The organism is Kineococcus endophyticus, from assembly GCF_040796495.1.
Classification (GTDB): Bacteria; Actinomycetota; Actinomycetes; order Actinomycetales; family Kineococcaceae; genus Kineococcus; species Kineococcus endophyticus.
The window spans coordinates 26341-44493 of sequence record NZ_JBFNQN010000009.1 but is presented as its reverse complement, the minus strand read 5'-3'; the positions used below and the strand labels follow the sequence as shown (position 1 = coordinate 44493).

Annotated in this window: 17 protein-coding genes; 12 read left to right on the top strand and 5 right to left on the bottom strand. The window is 72.9% G+C overall.

Translation table 11 applies throughout. The annotated features are described in order from the left end of the window. Positions 1–55: 55 nt before the first annotated feature. The 10 genes from AB1207_RS13790 to AB1207_RS13745 are packed head-to-tail and all read left to right on the top strand — an operon-like array spanning position 56 to position 10828. Positions 56–1339, top strand: coding sequence for an ABC transporter substrate-binding protein (locus AB1207_RS13790; protein WP_367638957.1), 1284 nt, complete (start codon positions 56–58; stop codon positions 1337–1339). A 10-nt stretch (positions 1340–1349) separates the two neighbouring features. Further along, positions 1350–2288: a carbohydrate ABC transporter permease gene (locus AB1207_RS13785; RefSeq protein WP_367638956.1), complete on the top strand. Its 939-nt coding sequence runs from the start codon at positions 1350–1352 to the stop codon at positions 2286–2288. Continuing rightward, positions 2278–3171 carry a carbohydrate ABC transporter permease gene (locus AB1207_RS13780; protein ID WP_367638955.1) on the top strand — a complete coding sequence of 298 codons (894 nt, stop codon included), beginning with the start codon at positions 2278–2280 and terminating at the stop codon, positions 3169–3171. The genes AB1207_RS13785 and AB1207_RS13780 overlap by 11 nt, the downstream gene beginning before the upstream one ends. Before the next feature lie 25 nt (positions 3172–3196). After that, complete coding sequence (locus AB1207_RS13775) at positions 3197–4039, top strand: fumarylacetoacetate hydrolase family protein (protein ID WP_367638954.1); 843 nt, start codon at positions 3197–3199, stop codon at positions 4037–4039. Next, complete coding sequence (locus AB1207_RS13770; protein ID WP_367638953.1) at positions 4039–5385, top strand: L-fuconate dehydratase; 1347 nt, start codon at positions 4039–4041, stop codon at positions 5383–5385. The genes AB1207_RS13775 and AB1207_RS13770 overlap by 1 nt, the downstream gene beginning before the upstream one ends. Next, positions 5382–6161 (top strand): SDR family NAD(P)-dependent oxidoreductase, encoded by a 780-nt coding sequence (locus AB1207_RS13765; RefSeq protein WP_367638952.1) that lies wholly within the window; start codon positions 5382–5384, stop codon positions 6159–6161. The genes AB1207_RS13770 and AB1207_RS13765 overlap by 4 nt, the downstream gene beginning before the upstream one ends. Beyond that, positions 6158–7126, top strand: coding sequence for an aldo/keto reductase (locus AB1207_RS13760; RefSeq protein WP_367638951.1), 969 nt, complete (start codon positions 6158–6160; stop codon positions 7124–7126). Before AB1207_RS13765 ends, AB1207_RS13760 begins: the two co-directional genes overlap by 4 nt. Next, complete coding sequence (locus tag AB1207_RS13755) at positions 7123–7920, top strand: amidohydrolase family protein (RefSeq protein WP_367638950.1); 798 nt, start codon at positions 7123–7125, stop codon at positions 7918–7920. Before AB1207_RS13760 ends, AB1207_RS13755 begins: the two co-directional genes overlap by 4 nt. A 56-nt stretch (positions 7921–7976) precedes the next feature. Further along, the gene (locus AB1207_RS13750) at positions 7977–9335 is read left to right on the top strand and encodes an alpha-L-fucosidase (RefSeq protein WP_437178940.1); all 1359 of its coding nucleotides are present in this window, start codon (positions 7977–7979) and stop codon (positions 9333–9335) included. After that, positions 9332–10828, top strand: coding sequence for an alpha-L-fucosidase (locus AB1207_RS13745; protein WP_367638949.1), 1497 nt, complete (start codon positions 9332–9334; stop codon positions 10826–10828). Before AB1207_RS13750 ends, AB1207_RS13745 begins: the two co-directional genes overlap by 4 nt. Here AB1207_RS13745 and AB1207_RS13740 read toward each other — a convergent pair. Genes AB1207_RS13740 through pdxH form a run of 3 tightly spaced genes read right to left on the bottom strand, consistent with a single transcriptional unit; the run spans position 10779 to position 12562 of the window. Next, the gene (locus AB1207_RS13740; protein ID WP_367638948.1) at positions 10779–11492 is read right to left on the bottom strand and encodes a FadR/GntR family transcriptional regulator; all 714 of its coding nucleotides are present in this window, start codon (positions 11490–11492) and stop codon (positions 10779–10781) included. The two genes, AB1207_RS13745 and AB1207_RS13740, sit on opposite strands and share 50 nt — an antisense overlap. A 5-nt stretch (positions 11493–11497) precedes the next feature. Next, complete coding sequence (locus tag AB1207_RS13735) at positions 11498–11833, bottom strand: L-rhamnose mutarotase (RefSeq protein WP_367638947.1); 336 nt, start codon at positions 11831–11833, stop codon at positions 11498–11500. 48 nt (positions 11834–11881) lie between these two features. Then, positions 11882–12562, bottom strand: coding sequence for a pyridoxamine 5'-phosphate oxidase (gene pdxH, locus AB1207_RS13730; RefSeq protein ID WP_367638946.1), 681 nt, complete (start codon positions 12560–12562; stop codon positions 11882–11884). Between the two features lie 57 nt (positions 12563–12619). Between pdxH and AB1207_RS13725 the strand changes: the two genes are divergently transcribed. Further along, positions 12620–14071: a hypothetical protein gene (locus tag AB1207_RS13725; RefSeq protein WP_367638945.1), complete on the top strand. Its 1452-nt coding sequence runs from the start codon at positions 12620–12622 to the stop codon at positions 14069–14071. A 113-nt stretch (positions 14072–14184) separates the two neighbouring features. Then, the gene (locus AB1207_RS13720) at positions 14185–15195 is read left to right on the top strand and encodes a LacI family DNA-binding transcriptional regulator (RefSeq protein WP_367638944.1); all 1011 of its coding nucleotides are present in this window, start codon (positions 14185–14187) and stop codon (positions 15193–15195) included. Between the two features lie 104 nt (positions 15196–15299). Here the strand turns inward: AB1207_RS13720 and AB1207_RS13715 are convergent, their stop codons facing one another. Continuing rightward, positions 15300–16601 carry an IS110 family RNA-guided transposase gene (locus AB1207_RS13715; protein WP_367638943.1) on the bottom strand — a complete coding sequence of 434 codons (1302 nt, stop codon included), beginning with the start codon at positions 16599–16601 and terminating at the stop codon, positions 15300–15302. Between the two features lie 419 nt (positions 16602–17020). Beyond that, complete coding sequence (locus AB1207_RS13710; protein WP_367638942.1) at positions 17021–18034, bottom strand: YeiH family protein; 1014 nt, start codon at positions 18032–18034, stop codon at positions 17021–17023. Positions 18035–18153 lie beyond the last annotated feature (119 nt).

Below are 18153 nucleotides of genomic sequence, written 5' to 3'. Positions count from 1 at the left end.
GTGGTGAGCCGTTCGGCGTCGCCGCGGTGACATCGACGTCATGGAGGCACTCCCCATGTCCCACCCCCGCACGCCCGCGCCCCACCAGGCCGCCGCCCTGTCCCGCCGCTCCCTGCTGTCCTACGCCGGGGGAGCGGGCGCCCTGGCCGCGCTCGCCGCCTGCGGCGGCGGGTCCCAGGGGTCCTCCGGGTCCGACGGCGACCTCACCTGGTTCATGTGGTCCGGCTCGACCCAGGAGGTCGACGCCTGGAAGCACGTGGCCCAGATGGTCACGACCGCCGACTCCAGCACCAAGGTGACGTTCCAGACCGCGTCGTGGAACGACTACTGGACCAAGCTCACCTCCCAGGCCGCGAGCGGTGCCTCCGCGGACGTGCTGAGCATGCAGTCGCTGCGCGCCCCGCAGTTCGCGGAGCTGTTCGTCCCCCTCGACGACAAGCTCGAGTCCCTCGGCATCGCCTCGGACACCTTCGAGTCGAGCATCTTCGACGGCCTGAAGGTCGACGGGAAGCTGCTCGCCCTGCCCTACGACTTCGGGCCCTTCGTCATCTTCTACAACAAGACGGCGTTCCAGGAGGCGGGTCTGGCCCTGCCGGCCGAGGGGTGGACCAAGGACGACTTCACGGCGGCCGCCCGCAAGCTCACGACGGGCGGGAAGTACGGGTTCTTCGCCAACAACACGATCGACGGCGCCCTGCCGTTCGTCCTGTCCGACTACGACGTCGCCGCGGTCGACGACTCCGGCAAGCTCGACGTGGACAACGACGCCTGGCGTTCCACCCTGCAGTGGTACGCCGACCTCATCACCAAGGAGAAGGTCGCCGCGCCGCTGCCCAGCGGGAACACCTCCTCGGCCGCCACGAACCAGTTCCAGGCGGGCAACGCCGCGATGACGCTCGACGGGCCGTGGAGCCTCATCAACGCCAAGGCCACGGCCAAGTTCGAGGTCGGCATCGCCCCCGTCCCGACCGGGATGAAGGGGTCCAAGACGTGGACCGCCGGGTCCGGGTTCGGCGTCTCGACGTCCGCCAAGGACCCCGACCGCGCGGCCAAGGCCGTCGCCGTCCTCACCGGCGTGGACGCGGAGAAGTACCTCGGCCAGCAGGGCCGGGCGTTCCCGGCCCGCGTCTCGGAGCAGCAGTCCTGGTACGACGGGAACGACCTCGGGGACGCGAAGACCGTCATGGACTACTCGATCCAGAACTCCGTCCCCTACAAGACGACGGCGAACTGGACGCAGGTCAACGACACGTACTCCCGGTACGCCGTCACCGCGTTCAACGGCGACAGCACGGTCGACGACCTGATCCAGCGGGTCCAGGCCCAGGGCGAGAAGTAGGAGGTCGGTCGTGGCCGTAGCGGCAGCGCCGGTCGTCCCGCCGGGGACGAAGCGACGGGGCACCAAGGAGGAGGTCCGGCGCGGGGACGGGAAGGTGGCCCTGGGGTTCCTCACCCCGGGGGCCCTGGGGTTCCTCGCCTTCACGCTCTTCCCCGTCATCGCCTCGCTCGTCATGAGCTTCTTCGACTGGCCCGTCCTGGGGACCCCCACCTTCACGGGGTTCGGGAACTACGTCGAGCTGTTCACGACCGACGACACGTTCCGCACGGCCATCGTCAACACCCTGCTGTTCGTCGTGCTGTACGTCCCGGTCAACATCGTCGTCTCGATGGGGCTGGCCGTCTGGATCTCCCCGCGCATCAAGGGGCGGCGGTACTACCGGGTGCTGTTCTTCATCCCGGCCGTGACGCCCATGGTCGGCAACGCCGTCGTGTTCACGCTGCTCCTGACGCCGAACGGGCTCGTCGACTCGGCGATGAAGTCCTGGTTCGGCGTCGGGGCACCGAACTTCCTGGGTTCCTCGGCCTGGGCCATGCCGGCCGTCGTCCTGCTGTCGGTGTGGCAGGGCTTCGGCTACAACCTGCTGGTCTTCTCCGCCGCCCTCGACGCGGTGCCGCAGCACCTCGTCGAGGCGGCCGAGATCGACGGGGCGGGCGCCTTCCGCCGGTTCTTCAACGTGGTGCTCCCGCTGCTGTCGCCGAGCATCTTCTTCGCCACGGTGCTGACGCTCATCTCCTCCTTCCAGGTGTTCACGCAGTCCTACGTCCTCACCGGCGGCGGACCGGGCAACAGCACGACCACGCTCGTCATGTACCTGTACCAGAGCGGGTTCCAGTTCTTCCGCCTCGGCTTCGCCTCGGCCATCGCCTGGGTCCTCTTCGTCTTCATCATGATCATCACGGCCGTGCAGTTCATCGGCCAGAAGCGGTGGGTCCACTATGACCAGTGACACTCGCGCGCCGAGCCCCACGCTCGTGCGCCGACCGGCCGCCCCCGTCGGGCCGCACGGCCGGCACCGCCTGCGCCGCACCGTCTCGCAGGTGCTGCTGACCCTCGTCGGCCTCGGGTTCGCCATGCCGCTGGTGTGGATGGTGGCGAGCTCGCTGAAGTCGGGCGGGGAGGTCTTCTCCACGCCGCCGAAGCTGCTGGGCGACCAGCTGCTGTTCTCCAACTACACCCAGGCCGCCGACTACCTGCCCTTCGGGCGGTTCATGCTCAACACGCTCCTCGTCGCGGTGGCCGGGACGCTCATCACCCTCGTCACCTCGGCGATGTCGGCGTACGCCTTCGCCCGGCTGCGGTTCCGCTTCCGTGAGGCGGTCTTCCTGCTGTACCTCGGCACCCTGATGGTGCCGCAGGAGGTCGTCGTCGTGCCGATGTTCCTCATCATGAAGAACCTCGGCTGGGTGAACACCTTCCAGGCGCTCATCCTGCCGTGGGCCTTCACGGCGTTCGGGACCTTCCTGCTGCGGCAGTTCTTCCTGACGATCCCCACGGAGCTGGAGGAGGCGGCCAAGATCGACGGGGCGGGGCACTGGCGCATCCTCACCCGCGTCATCGCGCCCATCGCGGCCCCCGCGTTCGCCGTCCTGGCGGTGTTCACCTTCATCACGTACTGGAACAGCTTCCTGTGGCCCCTCATCATCACCAACGACACGTCGACGACGACGGTTCCGCTGGGGCTGAACCTGTTCCTCGGCCAGAACGGCCAGGAGTGGCAACTGCTCATGGCGGCTGCGACGATCTCCATGGCGCCGACCGTCCTGCTCGTGCTGGTGCTGCAGAAGTACCTCGTGCGGGGCATCGCCCTGTCCGGCCTCGGCGGCCGCTGAACCACCGACCCACCAGGAGAAGACCGTGAGACTGATGCGCATCGGCCGGCCCGGCGCCGAACGACCCGTGGCCCTGCGCGAGGACGGCACGCACGCCGACCTGTCGGGTGTCCTCGACCCGGCGACGGCCTGGAGCTTCGAGGACCTCGAGCGCGCCCGGGCGGCCCTGGCCGACGCCCCGACGGTGGACGTGGAGGGCGAGCGCGTCGGCAGCCCGCTGCCCCGTCCCGGCATCGTGGTGTGCATCGGGCTGAACTACCGCGACCACGCCGCCGAGACCGGAGCGCAGGTGCCGGGTGAGCCGGTGCTGTTCCTCAAGATGCCCTCGACCGTCGTCGGGCCGTTCGACGAGGTCCTCGTCCCGCGGGGCTCGGAGAAGACCGACTACGAGGTCGAGCTGGGTGTCGTCCTGGGACGGCGGGTGCGGTACCTGGAGTCCGCGCAGGAGGGGCTGGCCGCCGTCGCCGGCTACGTCGTCTCCCACGACGTCTCCGAGCGCGAGTTCCAGACCGAGCGCGGCGGCACCTGGGACAAGGGCAAGAACTGCGAGACCTTCAACCCCCTCGGCCCGTGGTTCGTCACCGCCGAGGAGGTGCCCGACCCGACGTCCCTGGCGCTGCGCTGCTGGGTCGACGGGGAGCTGCGCCAGGACGGCACGACGGCCGACATGGTGTTCGGCGTCGGGGAGCTCGTGCACTACCTCAGCCGCTTCATGGTGCTCGAGGCCGGCGACGTCATCAACACCGGGACGCCGGCGGGCGTCGCCCTGGGGCAGCCGGACCCCAAGCCCTACCTGCGGGCCGGGCAGGTCGTCGAGTGCGAGATCGAGGGGCTGGGGCGGATGCGCCAGCGGATGGGTGCGGCGTGATGAGCAGGTTCACCGGGTTCACGACCCACGACGTGCGGTTCCCGACCTCCCGCGACCTCGACGGGTCCGACGCCATGAACCCCGACCCGGACTACTCCGCGGCCTACCTCGTCGTCGGCACCGACGACCCCGACGGCCTCGAGGGGCACGGGTTCGCGTTCACCATCGGCCGCGGCAACGACGTGCAGGTGGCCGCCATCGACGCCCTCGCCGGGCACCTCCTCGGCCGCGACGTCGAGGCCGTCCTCGCCGACATGGGCGCCACGTCGAAGTCCTTCGTCGACGACTCCCAGCTGCGCTGGCTGGGACCGGAGAAGGGCGTCATGCACATGGCGATCTCCGCCGTCGTCAACGCCCTGTGGGACCTGAAGGCCAAGCGCGCCGGGCTGCCGTTGTGGGACCTGCTGTCCCGCATGACCCCCGAGGAGCTCGTCGACCTCGTCGACTTCCGCTACCTCACCGACGCCCTGACCCGCGAGGAGGCGCTGGAGCTCCTGCGCCGCGCCGAACCGGGCCGGGCCGCCCGCCGCGCGGAACTGCTGGAGCGCGGGTTCCCCGCTTACACCACGACCCCCGGCTGGCTGGGGTACTCCGACGAGAAGCTCGTCCGGCTGGCCCACGAGGCGGTCGCGGAGGGGTTCTCCCAGATCAAGCTCAAGGTCGGGGCGGACGTCGAGGACGACGTGCGCCGCCTCCGCCTCGCCCGCGAGGCCGTCGGGCCCGAGGTCCGCATCGCGGTCGACGCCAACCAGCGCTGGGACGTCGGCGTGGCGATCGACTGGGTCAATCGGCTCGCGCCGTACGACCCCTGGTGGATCGAGGAACCCACGAGCCCCGACGACGTCCTGGGGCACGCGGCGATCCGGCGCGGGGTGAGCCCGGTCAAGGTCGCCACGGGGGAGCACGTCCAGAACCGCATCGTCTTCAAGCAGCTGCTGCAGGCGGGGTCGCTCGACGTCCTGCAGATCGACGCCGCCCGCGTCGGCGGCGTCAACGAGAACGTCGCGATCCTGCTGCTGGCCGCGAAGTTCGGCGTCCCCGTCTGCCCGCACGCGGGCGGTGTCGGCCTGTGCGAACTGGTGCAGCACCTGTCGATGTTCGACCTGGTCGCCGTCGCCGGCACGACGCAGGACCGGGTCATCGAGTTCGTCGACCACCTGCACGAGCACTTCACCGACCCCGTCGTCGTCACGCAGGGCGCCTACCGTGCCCCGACGACCCCCGGGTTCAGCGCGCAGGTGCGACCGGAGACGCTGGCGCACTACGCCTTCCCGGACGGGGCCGAGTGGCGCCCCGTCCCCACGGAGGACCCCGTCCACCTGCACACGCGGGAGGTCCCCGCGTGACGTCGGAACCGCTGGCCGGGCTGGCCGTCCTCGTCACCGGCGGTGCCTCGGGCATCGGTGCGGCCACGGCGGCCCGGTTCACCGCCGAGGGCGCGCGCGTCGTCGTCCTGGACCGGGACGACTCCGCCGAGCACCGCACCGTCCGGGCCGACCTGTCCGACGACGCCTCCGTCCGCGCCGCCGTCACCTCCGCGGTCGACCACCTCGGCGGGCTCGACGTCCTCGTGAACAACGCGGGCGTGGGCGCCGTCGGGGACGTCGCGGCCAACGACGACGACACCTGGCACCGGGTCTACGACGTCAACGTCGTCGGGCTCGTCCGCACGACGCGCGCGGCCCTTCCGCACCTGCGCCGTGCGGCGGCGGAGAGGGGGACCGCGGCCGTCGTCAACACGTGCTCGATCGCCGCCTGGACCGGCCTGCCGCAGCGGGCGCTGTACTCGGCGACCAAGGGCGCCGTGCAGGCCCTGACGCTGGCGATGGCCGCCGACCACCTCGCCGACGGCATCCGCGTCAACTGCGTGAACCCCGGCACGGCCGACACCCCGTGGGTGCAGCGCCTGCTCGACGCCAGCGCCGACCCCGCGGCCGAACGTGCTGCACTGCAGGCCCGCCAGCCCACCGGACGCCTCGTGACGCCCGAGGAGGTGGCGCACGCGATCGTCCACCTCGCCGATCCCCGGTCCGGGGCCACGACGGGGGCCGTCCTGGCCGTCGACGGCGGGATGCACGCGCTGCGGGTGCCCGCCCGGCCGCCGGCGGGGGGAACCACGTGATCGACCTGCCCCGCTGGGGTCTCGGGGCCGCCACCCTCGGGAACCTCTTCACCGCCGTCTCCGACGAGACGGCGCGCGCGACCGTCGACGCCTGCTGGGACGCGGGGGTCCGCTACGTCGACACCGCTCCGCACTACGGCGCCGGTCTCAGCGAGGAACGCGTCGGTGCCGCCCTGCGGGACCGCCCGCGCGAGGAGTTCCTCCTCCAGACGAAGGTCGGTCGGCTCCTGGTCCCCGGACCCGGCGCGGGCCGCGACACCGAGGGCTTCGACGTCCCGGACACCCGCGTGCGGGTCTGGGACTTCTCCGCCGCCGGGGTGCGCCGCTCGGTCGAGGAGAGCCTGGGACGGCTGGGACTGGACCGCGTCGACGTCGCCCTCGTCCACGACCCCGACGACCACCTCGACGACGCGCGGGCCGGGGCGTTCCCCGAACTGCTGCGGATGCGCGAGGAGGGGCTCGTGCGGGCCGTGGGAGCGGGGATGAACGAGACCGCCCCGCTGACGGCGGTCGTCGAGGAGTTCGACCTCGACGTCGTCCTCGTCGCCGGCCGGTACCACCTGCTCGACGCCTCGGCCGCCGACGGGCTGTTCCCGGCGGCGCAGCGCGCGGGCACGGCCGTCGTCCTCGGGGGAGTCTTCGCCTCGGGTCTGCTGGCCTCCGCCGAACCCCCGCAGGACGCGACGTACCGGTACGAGCAGGCGCCACCGGCACTGCTGGGCCGGGCCCGTCGCACCGCCGCGATCGCCCGGGAGCACGGGACGACACTGCCCGCCCTGGCCGTCCACGCCGCCGGAGCGCACCCGGCCGTCGCCTCCGTCGTGCTGGGCATGCGGTCCCCGGAGGAGGTGCAGCACAACGCGGCCCTCTTCGCGGAGGAGGTGCCGCTCCAGGTGTGGGAGGCGTTGCGGCGCGAGGACCTCCTGCCCGCCGGGCTCGTCGTGCCGGGGGAGGGAGCGGCGTGATCGTCGACGCGCACCACCACCTCTGGGACCCGTCGCGACGGGAGTACCCGTGGATGCCGCCCGCCCTCGCGGCGCCGTTCACCACCGACGACCTGCGGCGCGAGACGGCCCTGGCCGGCGTGGACCGCACGGTGCTGGTCCAGACCGTGTCCTCGGCCGCCGAGACCGCGGAGTTCTGCGCCGTGGCGGCCGCCTCGGACGGGTTGATCGCCGGGGTGGTGGGCTGGGTCGACCACACCCGCGACGTCCCCGCTCAGCTCGAGGGGCTCGCGCACGCGGAGTTCTTGCGCGGTGTCCGGCACCAGGTCGAGGACGAACCCGACCCCGACTGGTTGCGCCGCCCCGACGTCGTCGCCGCGGTCCGGTCCGCGCACGGTCTGGTCGTGGACCTGCTCGTGCGGTTCGACCAGCTGCCGGCCGTGGCGGCCCTCCTCGACGCCGTCCCGGACGGCTCCTTCGTGCTCGACCACGGCGCGAAGCCCCCGGTGGGCACGGACGGGTACGCGGCGTGGCGCGCCGGCACCACCGAGCTGGCGCGCCGGGAGAACGTCGTGTGCAAGCTGTCGGGGTTGTTCACCCTGGACCACCAGGAACTGCTCGCACCCGCCGTGGACCACCTGTTCACCGTCTTCGGACCGGACCGCCTCGTCTTCGGGACGGACTGGCCCGTGAGCACGCTCGCTCTCGACTACCCGGCGGTGGTGGCCCGCACGCGCTCCCTCCTCGACGGGCTCTCCGAGGACGAACGGTCCGCCGTCCTGGCCGGGAACGCCGTGCGCACGTACCGCCTGTGACCCGCCCCTGACCCCGCACGCCCCCGCAGCCCCCCGCACGACCAGGAGGAACCAGCGTGGCCATGTTCACCGACGCACCGGTGCGTCCGGAGCTCTACCGGAAGTTCGAGCGCGAGGTGCCCCAGTGGTACCGCGACGTGAAGTTCGGGATCTTCATCCACTGGGGCGCCTACTCCGTGCCGGCCTGGGCCGAACCCACCGGTGAGCTCGGCACCGTCGAGCCGCTCGAGTGGATGAAGCACAACCCCTACGCCGAGTGGTACGCCAACACCATCCGCATCGACGGCAGCCCCGCGCAGGAGCACCACCGCACCGTCCACGGCGGCGCTCCCTACGACGACTTCCTCGACCAGTGGACGGCCTCGGCGTTCGACCCCGACGACCTCGTGGCGCTGTTCGCCCGTGCGGGCGCGGGGTACGTGGTCCCGACCACCAAGCACCACGACGGCATCGCGCTGTGGGACGCGCCGGGCACGGGGACCCGCAACACCGTGCACCGTGGGCCGAAGCGCGACCTCGTCGCCGAACTCGCCGGCGCGACCCGCCGCGCCGGGCTGCGGTTCGGGACCTACTACTCCGGCGGGCTGGACTGGCACGTCGCCGACCACGGCCCGCACACGGGTGAGCCCCTGGCGGACAACCGCCCCGTCGACGAGGCCTACAACGCCTACGCGTTCGCCCACGTCGTCGACCTCGTCGACCGGTACCGCCCCGACGTCCTCTGGGGCGACATCGAGTGGCCCGACGCGGGCAAACCCGACGGCCCGACGTCCTTCGCGCGCATCCTCGAGCGCTACTACGCCGCGGTGCCCGACGGGGTCGTCAACGACCGGTGGGGCCTGACCCACTGGGACTTCCGCACCAGCGAGTACCAGGCGGGCAAGGAGTCCGAGAGCACGGGCGCCTGGGAGAACTGCCGCGGGGTCGGGTTGTCCTTCGGCTACAACCAGGTCGAGGGCGCCGACCAGTACCTCGACGGACCGGGCGCGGTCCGGCACCTGCTCGACGTCGTCTCGCGCGGCGGCAACTTCCTGCTCAACGTGGGCCCCGACGAGGCCGGGAGGATCCCCGAGCTGCAGCGGCGGTGCCTGGAGGGGATCGCCGACTGGATGGCGGTCAACGCCTCCGCGGTCCACGGGACCACCACCGTCGAGGGGGCGACCCCCTCGGACGCGCCCTGGGTGCGGTTCACCCGCACCGGTGACGTGGTGCACGCCGTCGTCGACGCCGCGGGGGAGGTCGCGCTCGACCTGCCCGGGGCCGATCCCGGATCGGCCCGCCTGCCCGACGGGACGCCGGTGGCCGCGCGCGCCGACGGGGACCGGGTCGTCGTCGACGTCCCGGCGCCGGCCGTCCCCGGCCCCGTCGTCGTCGACCTCGCGGTGGACCCCGCCGTGCGCGGAGGCCGGGCGTGAGCCCCCGTCCGGTCGGTGCGGACGACGCCGAACTGGCCCGCGTGCGTGAGGTCGCGTCGTCCGGTCCGTACGAGCCGACGTGGGAGTCCCTGCAGCGCTACACGTCCCCGCGGTGGTACGGCGACGCCAAGTTCGGCGTGTTCATCCACTGGGGCGTCTACTCCGTCCCCGCCTTCGGCAACGAGTGGTACGCCCGGACGATGTACCAGCAGGGCACGAAGGAGTTCGAGCACCACGTCGCCACGTACGGGCCGCACACGGAGTTCGGGTACAAGGACTTCGTCGAGCGGTTCACCGCCCCTGAGTTCGACCCCGCGGCGTGGGCGGCGGTGTTCCACCGGGCGGGTGCGCAGTTCGTCGTGCCGGTCGCCGAGCACCACGACGGGTTCGCGATGTACGCGACCGACAGGTCGTCGTGGAACGCCGCCGAGCGCGGGCCGCGGCGCGACGTCGTGGGCGAGCTCGGGGAGGCTGTCCGGGCGCGCGGCATGGTCCTGGGTGCGTCCTCGCACCGGGCCGAGCACTGGTGGTTCATGAACGGCGGGACGCAGTTCGACTCCGACGTCAACGACCCGGAGTTCGCCGACTTCTACGGGCCCGCGCTGCGCGAGGAGGTGGCGCCCAACGAGCAGTTCCTCGAGGACTGGCTGCTGCGCACGGTCGAGCTCGTCGACCGCCACCGCCCGCAGGTCGTCTGGTTCGACTGGTGGATCGAGACCCCCGCCTTCGAGCCGTACCTGAGGCTGTTCGCCGCGTACTACTACAACGCGGCCGCCCGCTGGGGCCGCGAGGTCGTCATCAACTACAAGTGGAAGGCTTTCGCCGACGGCAGCGCCGTCTACGACGTCGAGCGCGGTGCGCTGCAGGGCATCCACCCGCGGGTGTGGCAGAACGACACGTCGGTGGGCCGGACCTCCTGGAGCTGGGTGCCGGGCCAGGACTACAAGAGCGTGCCCGAACTCGTCGCCGAACTCGTCGACGTCGTCGCCAAGAACGGCGTCCTGCTGCTCAACGTGGGGCCGAAGGCCGACGGGACGCTGGCCCCGGAGGAGGTCGAGCTCCTGCACGGCATCGGCCGCTGGCTGGACGTGCACGGCGAGGCGGTCTTCGGGACGCACCCGTGGGTCCTGGCGGGCGAGGGGCCGACCCAGCTGGCCGCCGGCTCGTTCGTCGACGCCACGGCGCGCGAGTACACGGGGGAGGACGTCCGGTTCACGGTCCGCGAGGACCCGACCGGCACGCACCTCTACGCCACCGCCCTCGGGGCCGTCACCTCCGGGACGCTGCGCGTCCGCTCGTGGGGGAGCGCGGCCGGCCTGCTGGACGAGTTCGACGACCTGCGCGTCCTGGGCGCGGACGGCCCGGTGGCCTCGCGCCGGACGGCGGACGCCCTCGAGGTGGACCTGCCGGCCGGACTGGCCGAGCCGGGGGCGACGGTCCGGATCACCCTGCGGGAGCGTCCGGTGCCGCCGCGGCACGACGGGTTGCACTGACCGACCGCAACCACTGCTCCACGCCCGCGACGTGGACCTGCGCCCAGGCGCGGGCCACGTCGTGCTGGCGGGAGGCCATGGCCTGCTGGATGGCGCGGTGCTCGTCCAGGGTCCGCGTCGTCGCGGCCTCCTGGGTCAGCCCGCGCCACACGCGCGCCCGGTGCAGCGGGCCCGACAGGGTCTCGATGAGGGAGGCGAGGACGGAGTTCCCCGCGCCGAGGGCGATCCGGCGGTGGAACTCCTGGTCGTTGGCGACGAGGTCCTCGACGCTGGGGTCGGGGCCGAGCTCGTCGAGCAGGTCGGACAGTCCCGCGATCTCCTCGTCGCTCATGCGCAACGTCGCCATCGACGTCGCGGGGGGTTCCAGCAGACGACGGACCTCGATGAACTCCAGCAGCGAGTCGTCGTGCTGGACGTCGACGACGAACGTCATGGCGTCGAGCATCACGCCCGGTTCCAGGCTGGACACGTAGGTGCCGTCGCCCTGGCGCACGTCGAGGACGTTGATGAGCGCCAGGGCGCGCACGGCCTCGCGCAGGGAGTTGCGCGACAACCCCAGCGCCGCGGACAGTTCGGCCTCCCGCGGCAGGCGGTCACCGGGGCGCAGCTCGCCGCCCAGGATCATCCCCTTGATGCGCTCGATCGCGTCGTCGGTGACCGCCACGGTGCTCAGTCCTGCTGCGCCGCAGCGCGTTGCTCGCGGAAACCCCACACGAACGGGAGTCCCTCGTCGTCCCCCGAGTAGTCGTCCGGCGTGGTCTGCAGGGGCGTCACGCGGGCCTGCCAGGCGATGTTCGCCGGGTGGTCGCGCAGGTGGGCGCGCATGGCCTGGTAGTCCTCGACGTCGAGCCAGTGGAACACGTCGCGGCCGTCGCGCCAGATCCGCCAGTCCCGCACGCCCGCGTCGGCGAGGGCCTGGAGCAGGTCGGCGGGGACCTGGGCGTGCAGGGTGTCGTAGGCCTCGAGGGCGTCGGCGTGCAGCCGGGTGTGCAGGGTCCTCTCCATCCCCCGACGATACTCGCCGGAACCCCAGCCGGCTCCGGAGTCGCGGGTTCAGGGTTGGCGCCGTGCGACCGACCAGTTCCCCGCGACGTCGAGGGCGGTCCCCGTGCCGGTGGCGGAGAACACGAGGCGGTCGTGCAGCCGTGAGGTCCGCCCCTGCCAGAACTCCACCTCGTGCGCACGCACGAGGAAACCCCCCCAGTGCGGCGGGGTCGGCACGTCCGCGGCCGAACCGGTGTCCGGCCAGCGCTGCCGCAACTGCGCGGCGCGCTCATCGAGCGTGGTCGCGGCGTCGACGGGGGCGGACTGCTCGCTCGCCCACGCGCCGATGCGGGAACCGTACGGGCGCGAGGTGAAGTACGCCTCCGTCTCCTCGCGCGGCACCTCCTCGGCCCGGCCGCGCACGCACACCTGGCGCTGCACGCCGAACCACCCGAACACGAGGGAGACCCGGGGGTCGTGGGCGATCCCGCGGGCCTTGCGCGAGCGCAGGTTGGTGTAGAGGACGAAACCCCGCGCGTCGACCCCCTTGAGGAGCACCGTCCGGGCCGAGACGCCGTCCTCGTCGACCGTGGACAGCGTCATCGCGTTGGGTTCGGGCACCGCCGCGGTGCCCGCGTCCACGACCTGCTGGTACCACCGCTCGAACTGCTCGAGCGGCGTCGCCGCGAGGTCGGACTCCGCGAGGTGCCGCTGCCCGTAGTCCACCCGTCGTCCCGCCGGATCCTCCACGGGGCCGAGCGTAGGCCCGGTCCTCGTCCGGGACCCGCGGGAGGGCACACTGCGCGCGTGCCGACCGCCGCGTCCGACCTCGGGCTGACCCTGACGACGGCCGTCCGGCCCCCGGTCCAGGACCCGACGCTCGGCGTCGACGTCCCACCGCGACCCCCGCGACCGCGGACGCACCGGTTCGCCGCGGTGGGCGACTCCCTCACGCAGGGGTTCAAGCACTACGCCGTCCACGACCGCGCCCTGTCCTGGCCGGCGCTGGTCGCCGACCTCCTCGGTGTGCCGTTCGCCCGCCCGCAGGACGACGGTCCCGGTGGCTACCCGCTGAACCTGGAGTTCCTGGCCCGCCGCGCGCTCGGTCGCCCGCTCGTGCCCACCCTCGTCGGCGGGCTGAGGTACGCGCTGGAGGTGCAACGCGCCTACGAGCGGCCGCCGGGCGCGCGCGGCGGCCCCCGCTACGAGGACCTCGCGGTCTGGGGCTGGGACCTGCGCGACCACCTCGCGCGGACGGCGGACACCGAGCGCGCCCGGGTGCGGTCCGGGTGGTGGCACCGCCTCAACCCCCTGGTCCAGGCGCCCAACGCCCGGGCCGCCGTCGAGGTGCTCGACGGTTCCCGCTCGGTCACGGGGGAGGCCCTGACGTCGCTGCGGGCCGTGCGCGACCTCGACGGCGGTGTCGAGTCGCTCTGCGTGTGGCTCGGCGCGAACAACGCGCTGCGCAGCGTCGTGCAGCTGCGGGTCGTGGCGAGCGGACCGCGCTTCCGCGAGCTGGACGCCAAGGACGCCTACACGGTGTGGACGGTCCCCGACTTCACCGCCGAGCTGGCCGAGGTCGCGCGGGCGGTGGCCGACGTCGACACCGACCGCGTGCTGTGGGGGACCGTCCCGCACGTGACGATCCCGCCCATCGTCCACGGACTCGGCGGGCCGCTGCCGGAGTGCGGGCGGTACTTCCGCTGGTACGGCCGTCCGTGGGCGACCGAGGAGACCTTCGACCCCGACCGCGACGGGCACCTCACGGGGTTCGACGCGTGGGCCGTGGACCAGGCCATCGACGGCTACAACCGGGCCCTGCTCGACGTCGTCGGCGCCGCGCGGGAGCAGGGGCGGGACTGGCGCGTCGTGGACGTGGGCGCGATGCTCGACCGGCTCGCGGTGCGCCGCAACGACGAACTGGGTGCGCGTCCGCCGGAGTTCGCGCCCTACCCGCTGCCGGACGCCCTGCGCGGGCTGGACACCCGGTTCCCCGCCACCGACGACGCGGGCCGGCTGCTGGCCGGTGGTCTCATCGGCCTCGACGGCCTGCACCCCACGTCGTGCGGGTACGGGCTCGTCGCGCAGGAGTTCGCGGCGGTCCTCGCCGGCGCCGGGGTGGACTTCCCGCGGGGCGACCGGATCGACTTCGACGAGCTGCGGCGGCGCGACACGTTCGTGTCCGACCCGCCGGCGGGGGTGGCTGCGGCCCTGCGGACGATCGGCCGCGTGGACCGGCTCACCCGCGTCCTGCGGTGAGGAGTGGGTGATGGGCCCGGAGTCGTGACGCGGCACCGGGGGTCGTCTACTGTGCGCTGACAACGTTCACAGCACGCCCAGGGTTCACAGGGACGCGCGACGAGGAGGTCGACGTGGGACAGGGCCGGCCCCCCACGATGCGGGACGTCGCCGAGCACGCCGGGGTCAGCATCTCCACGGTGTCGCGGGTCGTCAACGCCGAGAAGTACGTCGACCCCGTCACGCGGGCCACCGTCGAGGCCTCCGTCGCCGCCCTCGGCTTCCTGCGCAACGAGAGCGCCCGCACGCTGCGGCCGGGTCAGCGGACGGCGACGATCGCGCTCGTCGTGGAGGACCTGACCAACCCGTTCTCCGCCGAGCTCGCCCACGGCGTCGAGATCGTCGCCGCCGCCTCCGGGTACGTCGTCCTGCTGCTCTCGACCGGCCGCGACGCCCTCGGCGACCGCGACCAGGTGCGGGAGAAGGAGATCGTCGGGGAGCTGCTGCGCCGCCGGGTCGACGGCGTCCTCATGGTGCCCGGCGACGACGACGCCGAGGGCCGGTACGCGGCGCTGGCCGAGCGGGCGCCGATCGTGTTCGTCGACCGCCTGCCCAAGGGCGTGCGCGGTGACGTCGTGCTCCTCGACAACGCCGGGGGCAGCCGCCGGCTGACGCAGCTCCTCCTGGACCGCGGGCACCGGCGCATCGCCTACGTCGGCGGCGACCGCGGGTCCGGCACGGGCGCGAAGCGCTACTCCGGTTTCCGTGCCGCCCTGCGCGCCGCCGGGGTGCGCGAGGAGCGGGACCTGCTGCGGTTCAACCAGCACAGCAGCGAGGAGGCCCGGACCGCGACCCAGGACCTGCTGGCCCTGCCCGAGCCGCCGACCGCGGTGTTCTGCGACAACAACCGCATGACCGTCGGCGCGCTCCTGGCCGTCCACCGCGCCCGCGCCGACGTCGTCATCGGCGGGTTCGACGCCGTCGAGCTCGCGGAGGTGCTCGTCGACCGCGTCGCCCTCGCCACCTACGACCCCGTCGACGTCGGCCGCCAGGCCGCGCGGCTGCTCGTGGAGCGGATGGGCGGGTCGGAGGCGCCGCCGCGCCGGACGACGGTGCCGGTGGTGCTGGCGGAGTTCGGGGACTGAGGGCCGCTCGTCACGGTGCGCCCACGGTGCCACCCATCGGGACACCCACGGGGACACCCATCGGGACACCCACGTGGGGTGAGACATCCCAGGGCTTGGCGGCGTCAAGCGGCGGCAGCTGCCGGCTGGGGAGTCGGCACCGGTGCTCGCCCGGCAGGACAGGGCCAGGCGGTGGCCTCGTCGTAGAGCGTGCCGTGGCGCAGGCAGCCGTGCAGGATCCCGATCAGCCGGTTGGCCAGCTGCCGTAAGGCGGCGTTGTGGTTGGCCCCGCGGGCCCGGCAGATGTCGTAGTAGGCCCGAGCTCCGGGTGAGCCCTGCAGGGCGCAGAAGGCCTGCTGGTAGGCGGTGTCGGCCAGGTGGCGGTTACGGGCGTAGCGGGCCAGGACGTTCTTGCGAGTCCCAGAACGCCGGGTGATCGGGGAGGTCCCGGCGTAGTTCTTCCGCGCCCGCGCGTCGCGGTAGCGGCCGGGGGCGTCGCCGAACTCGGCCAGCATCCGCGCTCCCAGGACCGGTCCCAGGCCCGGCTGGCTGAGGTAGATCTCAGCGGCCGGGTGCTGACCAAAACCCTGCCCCACCACCTGCCCCAGCTCACCGATCTGGGTCCGCAGCGCGACCAGCAACCCCACCGAGGCGCTGACCGAGGCGCTGACCGAGGCGGCGTAGGCCCGCTGGACCGGGTCGGGTTGACGCAACGCCGCAGCCCGCAGCACGGCCTGGATCGCCTCGGCCTTGGCCTCCACCTCCCGTCGCCCGGCCCGGCGCAGCATCGCAGCGATCTTCGAGCGGGACAGGGCCTGGGCCCGGTCTGGGTCCGGCGCAGCGGCCAGCAGCTCCAGGCAGTCCGCCTCACCCAGCTCGATACCGACCTCACCGAAAGCCTGCAAGGCAGCGGGGTAGAAGGCGAGCAGGGTCGAGCGCAGCCGCAGCAGGTGCCGGGTGCGGTCCCAGATCAGCGACTGATGGGCGCGGGTGGCGATCTTCAGCCCGACCACGTCGGTGCTGTCGGCGGCCAACGGCCGGTGGTGCTCACGGTCTTGGCGCACGATGCGGGCCAGGACCGCGGCGTCGGCGGCGTCGGACTTGGCTCCGGAGGTGGAGTACCGCTCGCGGTAGCGGGCGGTCTGCATCGGGTTCAGGGCGTAGACGGTGTAGCCGGCCGCGGCCAGTGCTACGACCCAGGTGCCGCGGTCGGTTTCGATGCCGACGACGACCCGATCGCTGGCCAGGTGGCCGGTGACTGGGTCGACGTCGGCGTCGGTGAGGTGCTCGGCGACCAGGGCGTGCAACCGCTCGATCCCGGCCAGGCCTTCGGGCAGGCGGGCTTTGGCCAGCTTCTTGCCGTGCTCGTCGGTGATGAGGATGTCGTGGTGGTCTTCGGCCCAGTCGTCCCCGATGAACAGCGCCATCGGTGTTCGCCTCCATCTGCTCGTCTGCGCTCCTGCCCGGCACCGAGGGGCGGTGCCAGGTCGTGCCCGGTAGCGAGGAGAAGGCTGCTGACGACCTAATGGTCGAGTGCTCACCGGAGGGCGGCCCCCGTCGGGGCCTCCTGGGGGGCTACGTCATCCCAGCAGTAGTGCGCGCCTTCTCGCGGCTGATGGGCGCACGGTCTCACTCCAGGCCTCACGCGCTCCAGATGTGGTGAGTGCTGACCCACCAGTCGCTACCGGTACCGGACCCTAGAACTACTTCCGGTGCCGGTAAGGCCCATTAGGTGTGGGTGTCCCGAGGCGGTCGCCCCGACGACGCGGGGAGGACACCGACGGGTGTTCCCACGCCTGGTCCCACGCCCGGTCAGACGTGGGTGCAGGCGCGGGACCGGCCGCGGTCAGCCGCCGACGTGCAGCAGGTGCACCCCGGCGAGCGACACCCCCGCCACGAGCACCCACGAGCTGAGGCCCAGCACCAGCGACCGCCCGCCCGTCCGCAGCAGGTGCGGGACGTCGATCCCCGTCCCGAGCGCGAACAGCGCGGCGACGAGCAGAACGGACTGCACGTGCTGCACGGCGTCGAGGGCGGCGGTGGGCACGACGCCGGTGGCGCGCACGAGGACGGCGGCGACGAAGGCGGCGACGAAGAACGGCAGGACCGGGGGGCGGGCGGTGGAGTCGGTGGCGGGCACTGTCCGGCGGCGGTGCAGCACGACGAGGGCGACGAGCGGTGCCAGCAGCAGCACGCGGGAGAGCTTCACGACGACGGCGGTCTCGAGCGCTCCGGGCACCCGGTCGCCCGTGGCGACGACCTGCCCGACGTCGTGGACGCTCGCTCCGACCCACACGCCGAAGGCGTGGACGTCGAGGCCGAACGGACTGCGCAGCAACGGCAGCAGCAGGATGGCCAGCGATCCGCAGAGCGTCACCAGGGCGATGGAGGTGGCGACGTCCTCCTCGTCGGCGTCCGTCGCGGGCCGCACCGCGGCGATGGCCGACGCCCCGCAGATCGAGAACCCCGTCGCGACGAGCAGTGAGCGGTCCCGGCCGAGCCCGAGCGCGCGGCCCAGCACCTGGGTGCCGGTGAACGTCACGACGACGACCCCGACGACGAGGACGACCCCGCCCCACCCGAGGTCCCGCACCTGTGAGAGCGGCAGCTGCAGCCCGAGCAGGACGACCGCGATCCGCAGCAGCCGCTTGGACGCGAAGCCGGTCGCCGGCTTCCAGGACGGCCGGAACGCGCCGGTGGAGCGGACGAGGGCCCCCAGCGCCACGGCGACCGTGGAGGCCGTCAGGACGTGCGTCAGACGTTCGAGGCCGAGGGCGACCACCGTGGCGAGAGCGACGACGAGCAGACCGGGGACGAGCGCGGCGATCGGGGAGGTGGGGCGGGGCAGGGCGCGGAGCACGCTCTCAGCCTGCGCCCCCGGGGCGGGCCGCGGAACCGGGGACGGACCGTGGGGTCACAAGACGGGCCTGTGACCCGCCCGGGAGAGCTCGGCGTTGACCGGGGCACCGGCCTGTGCCA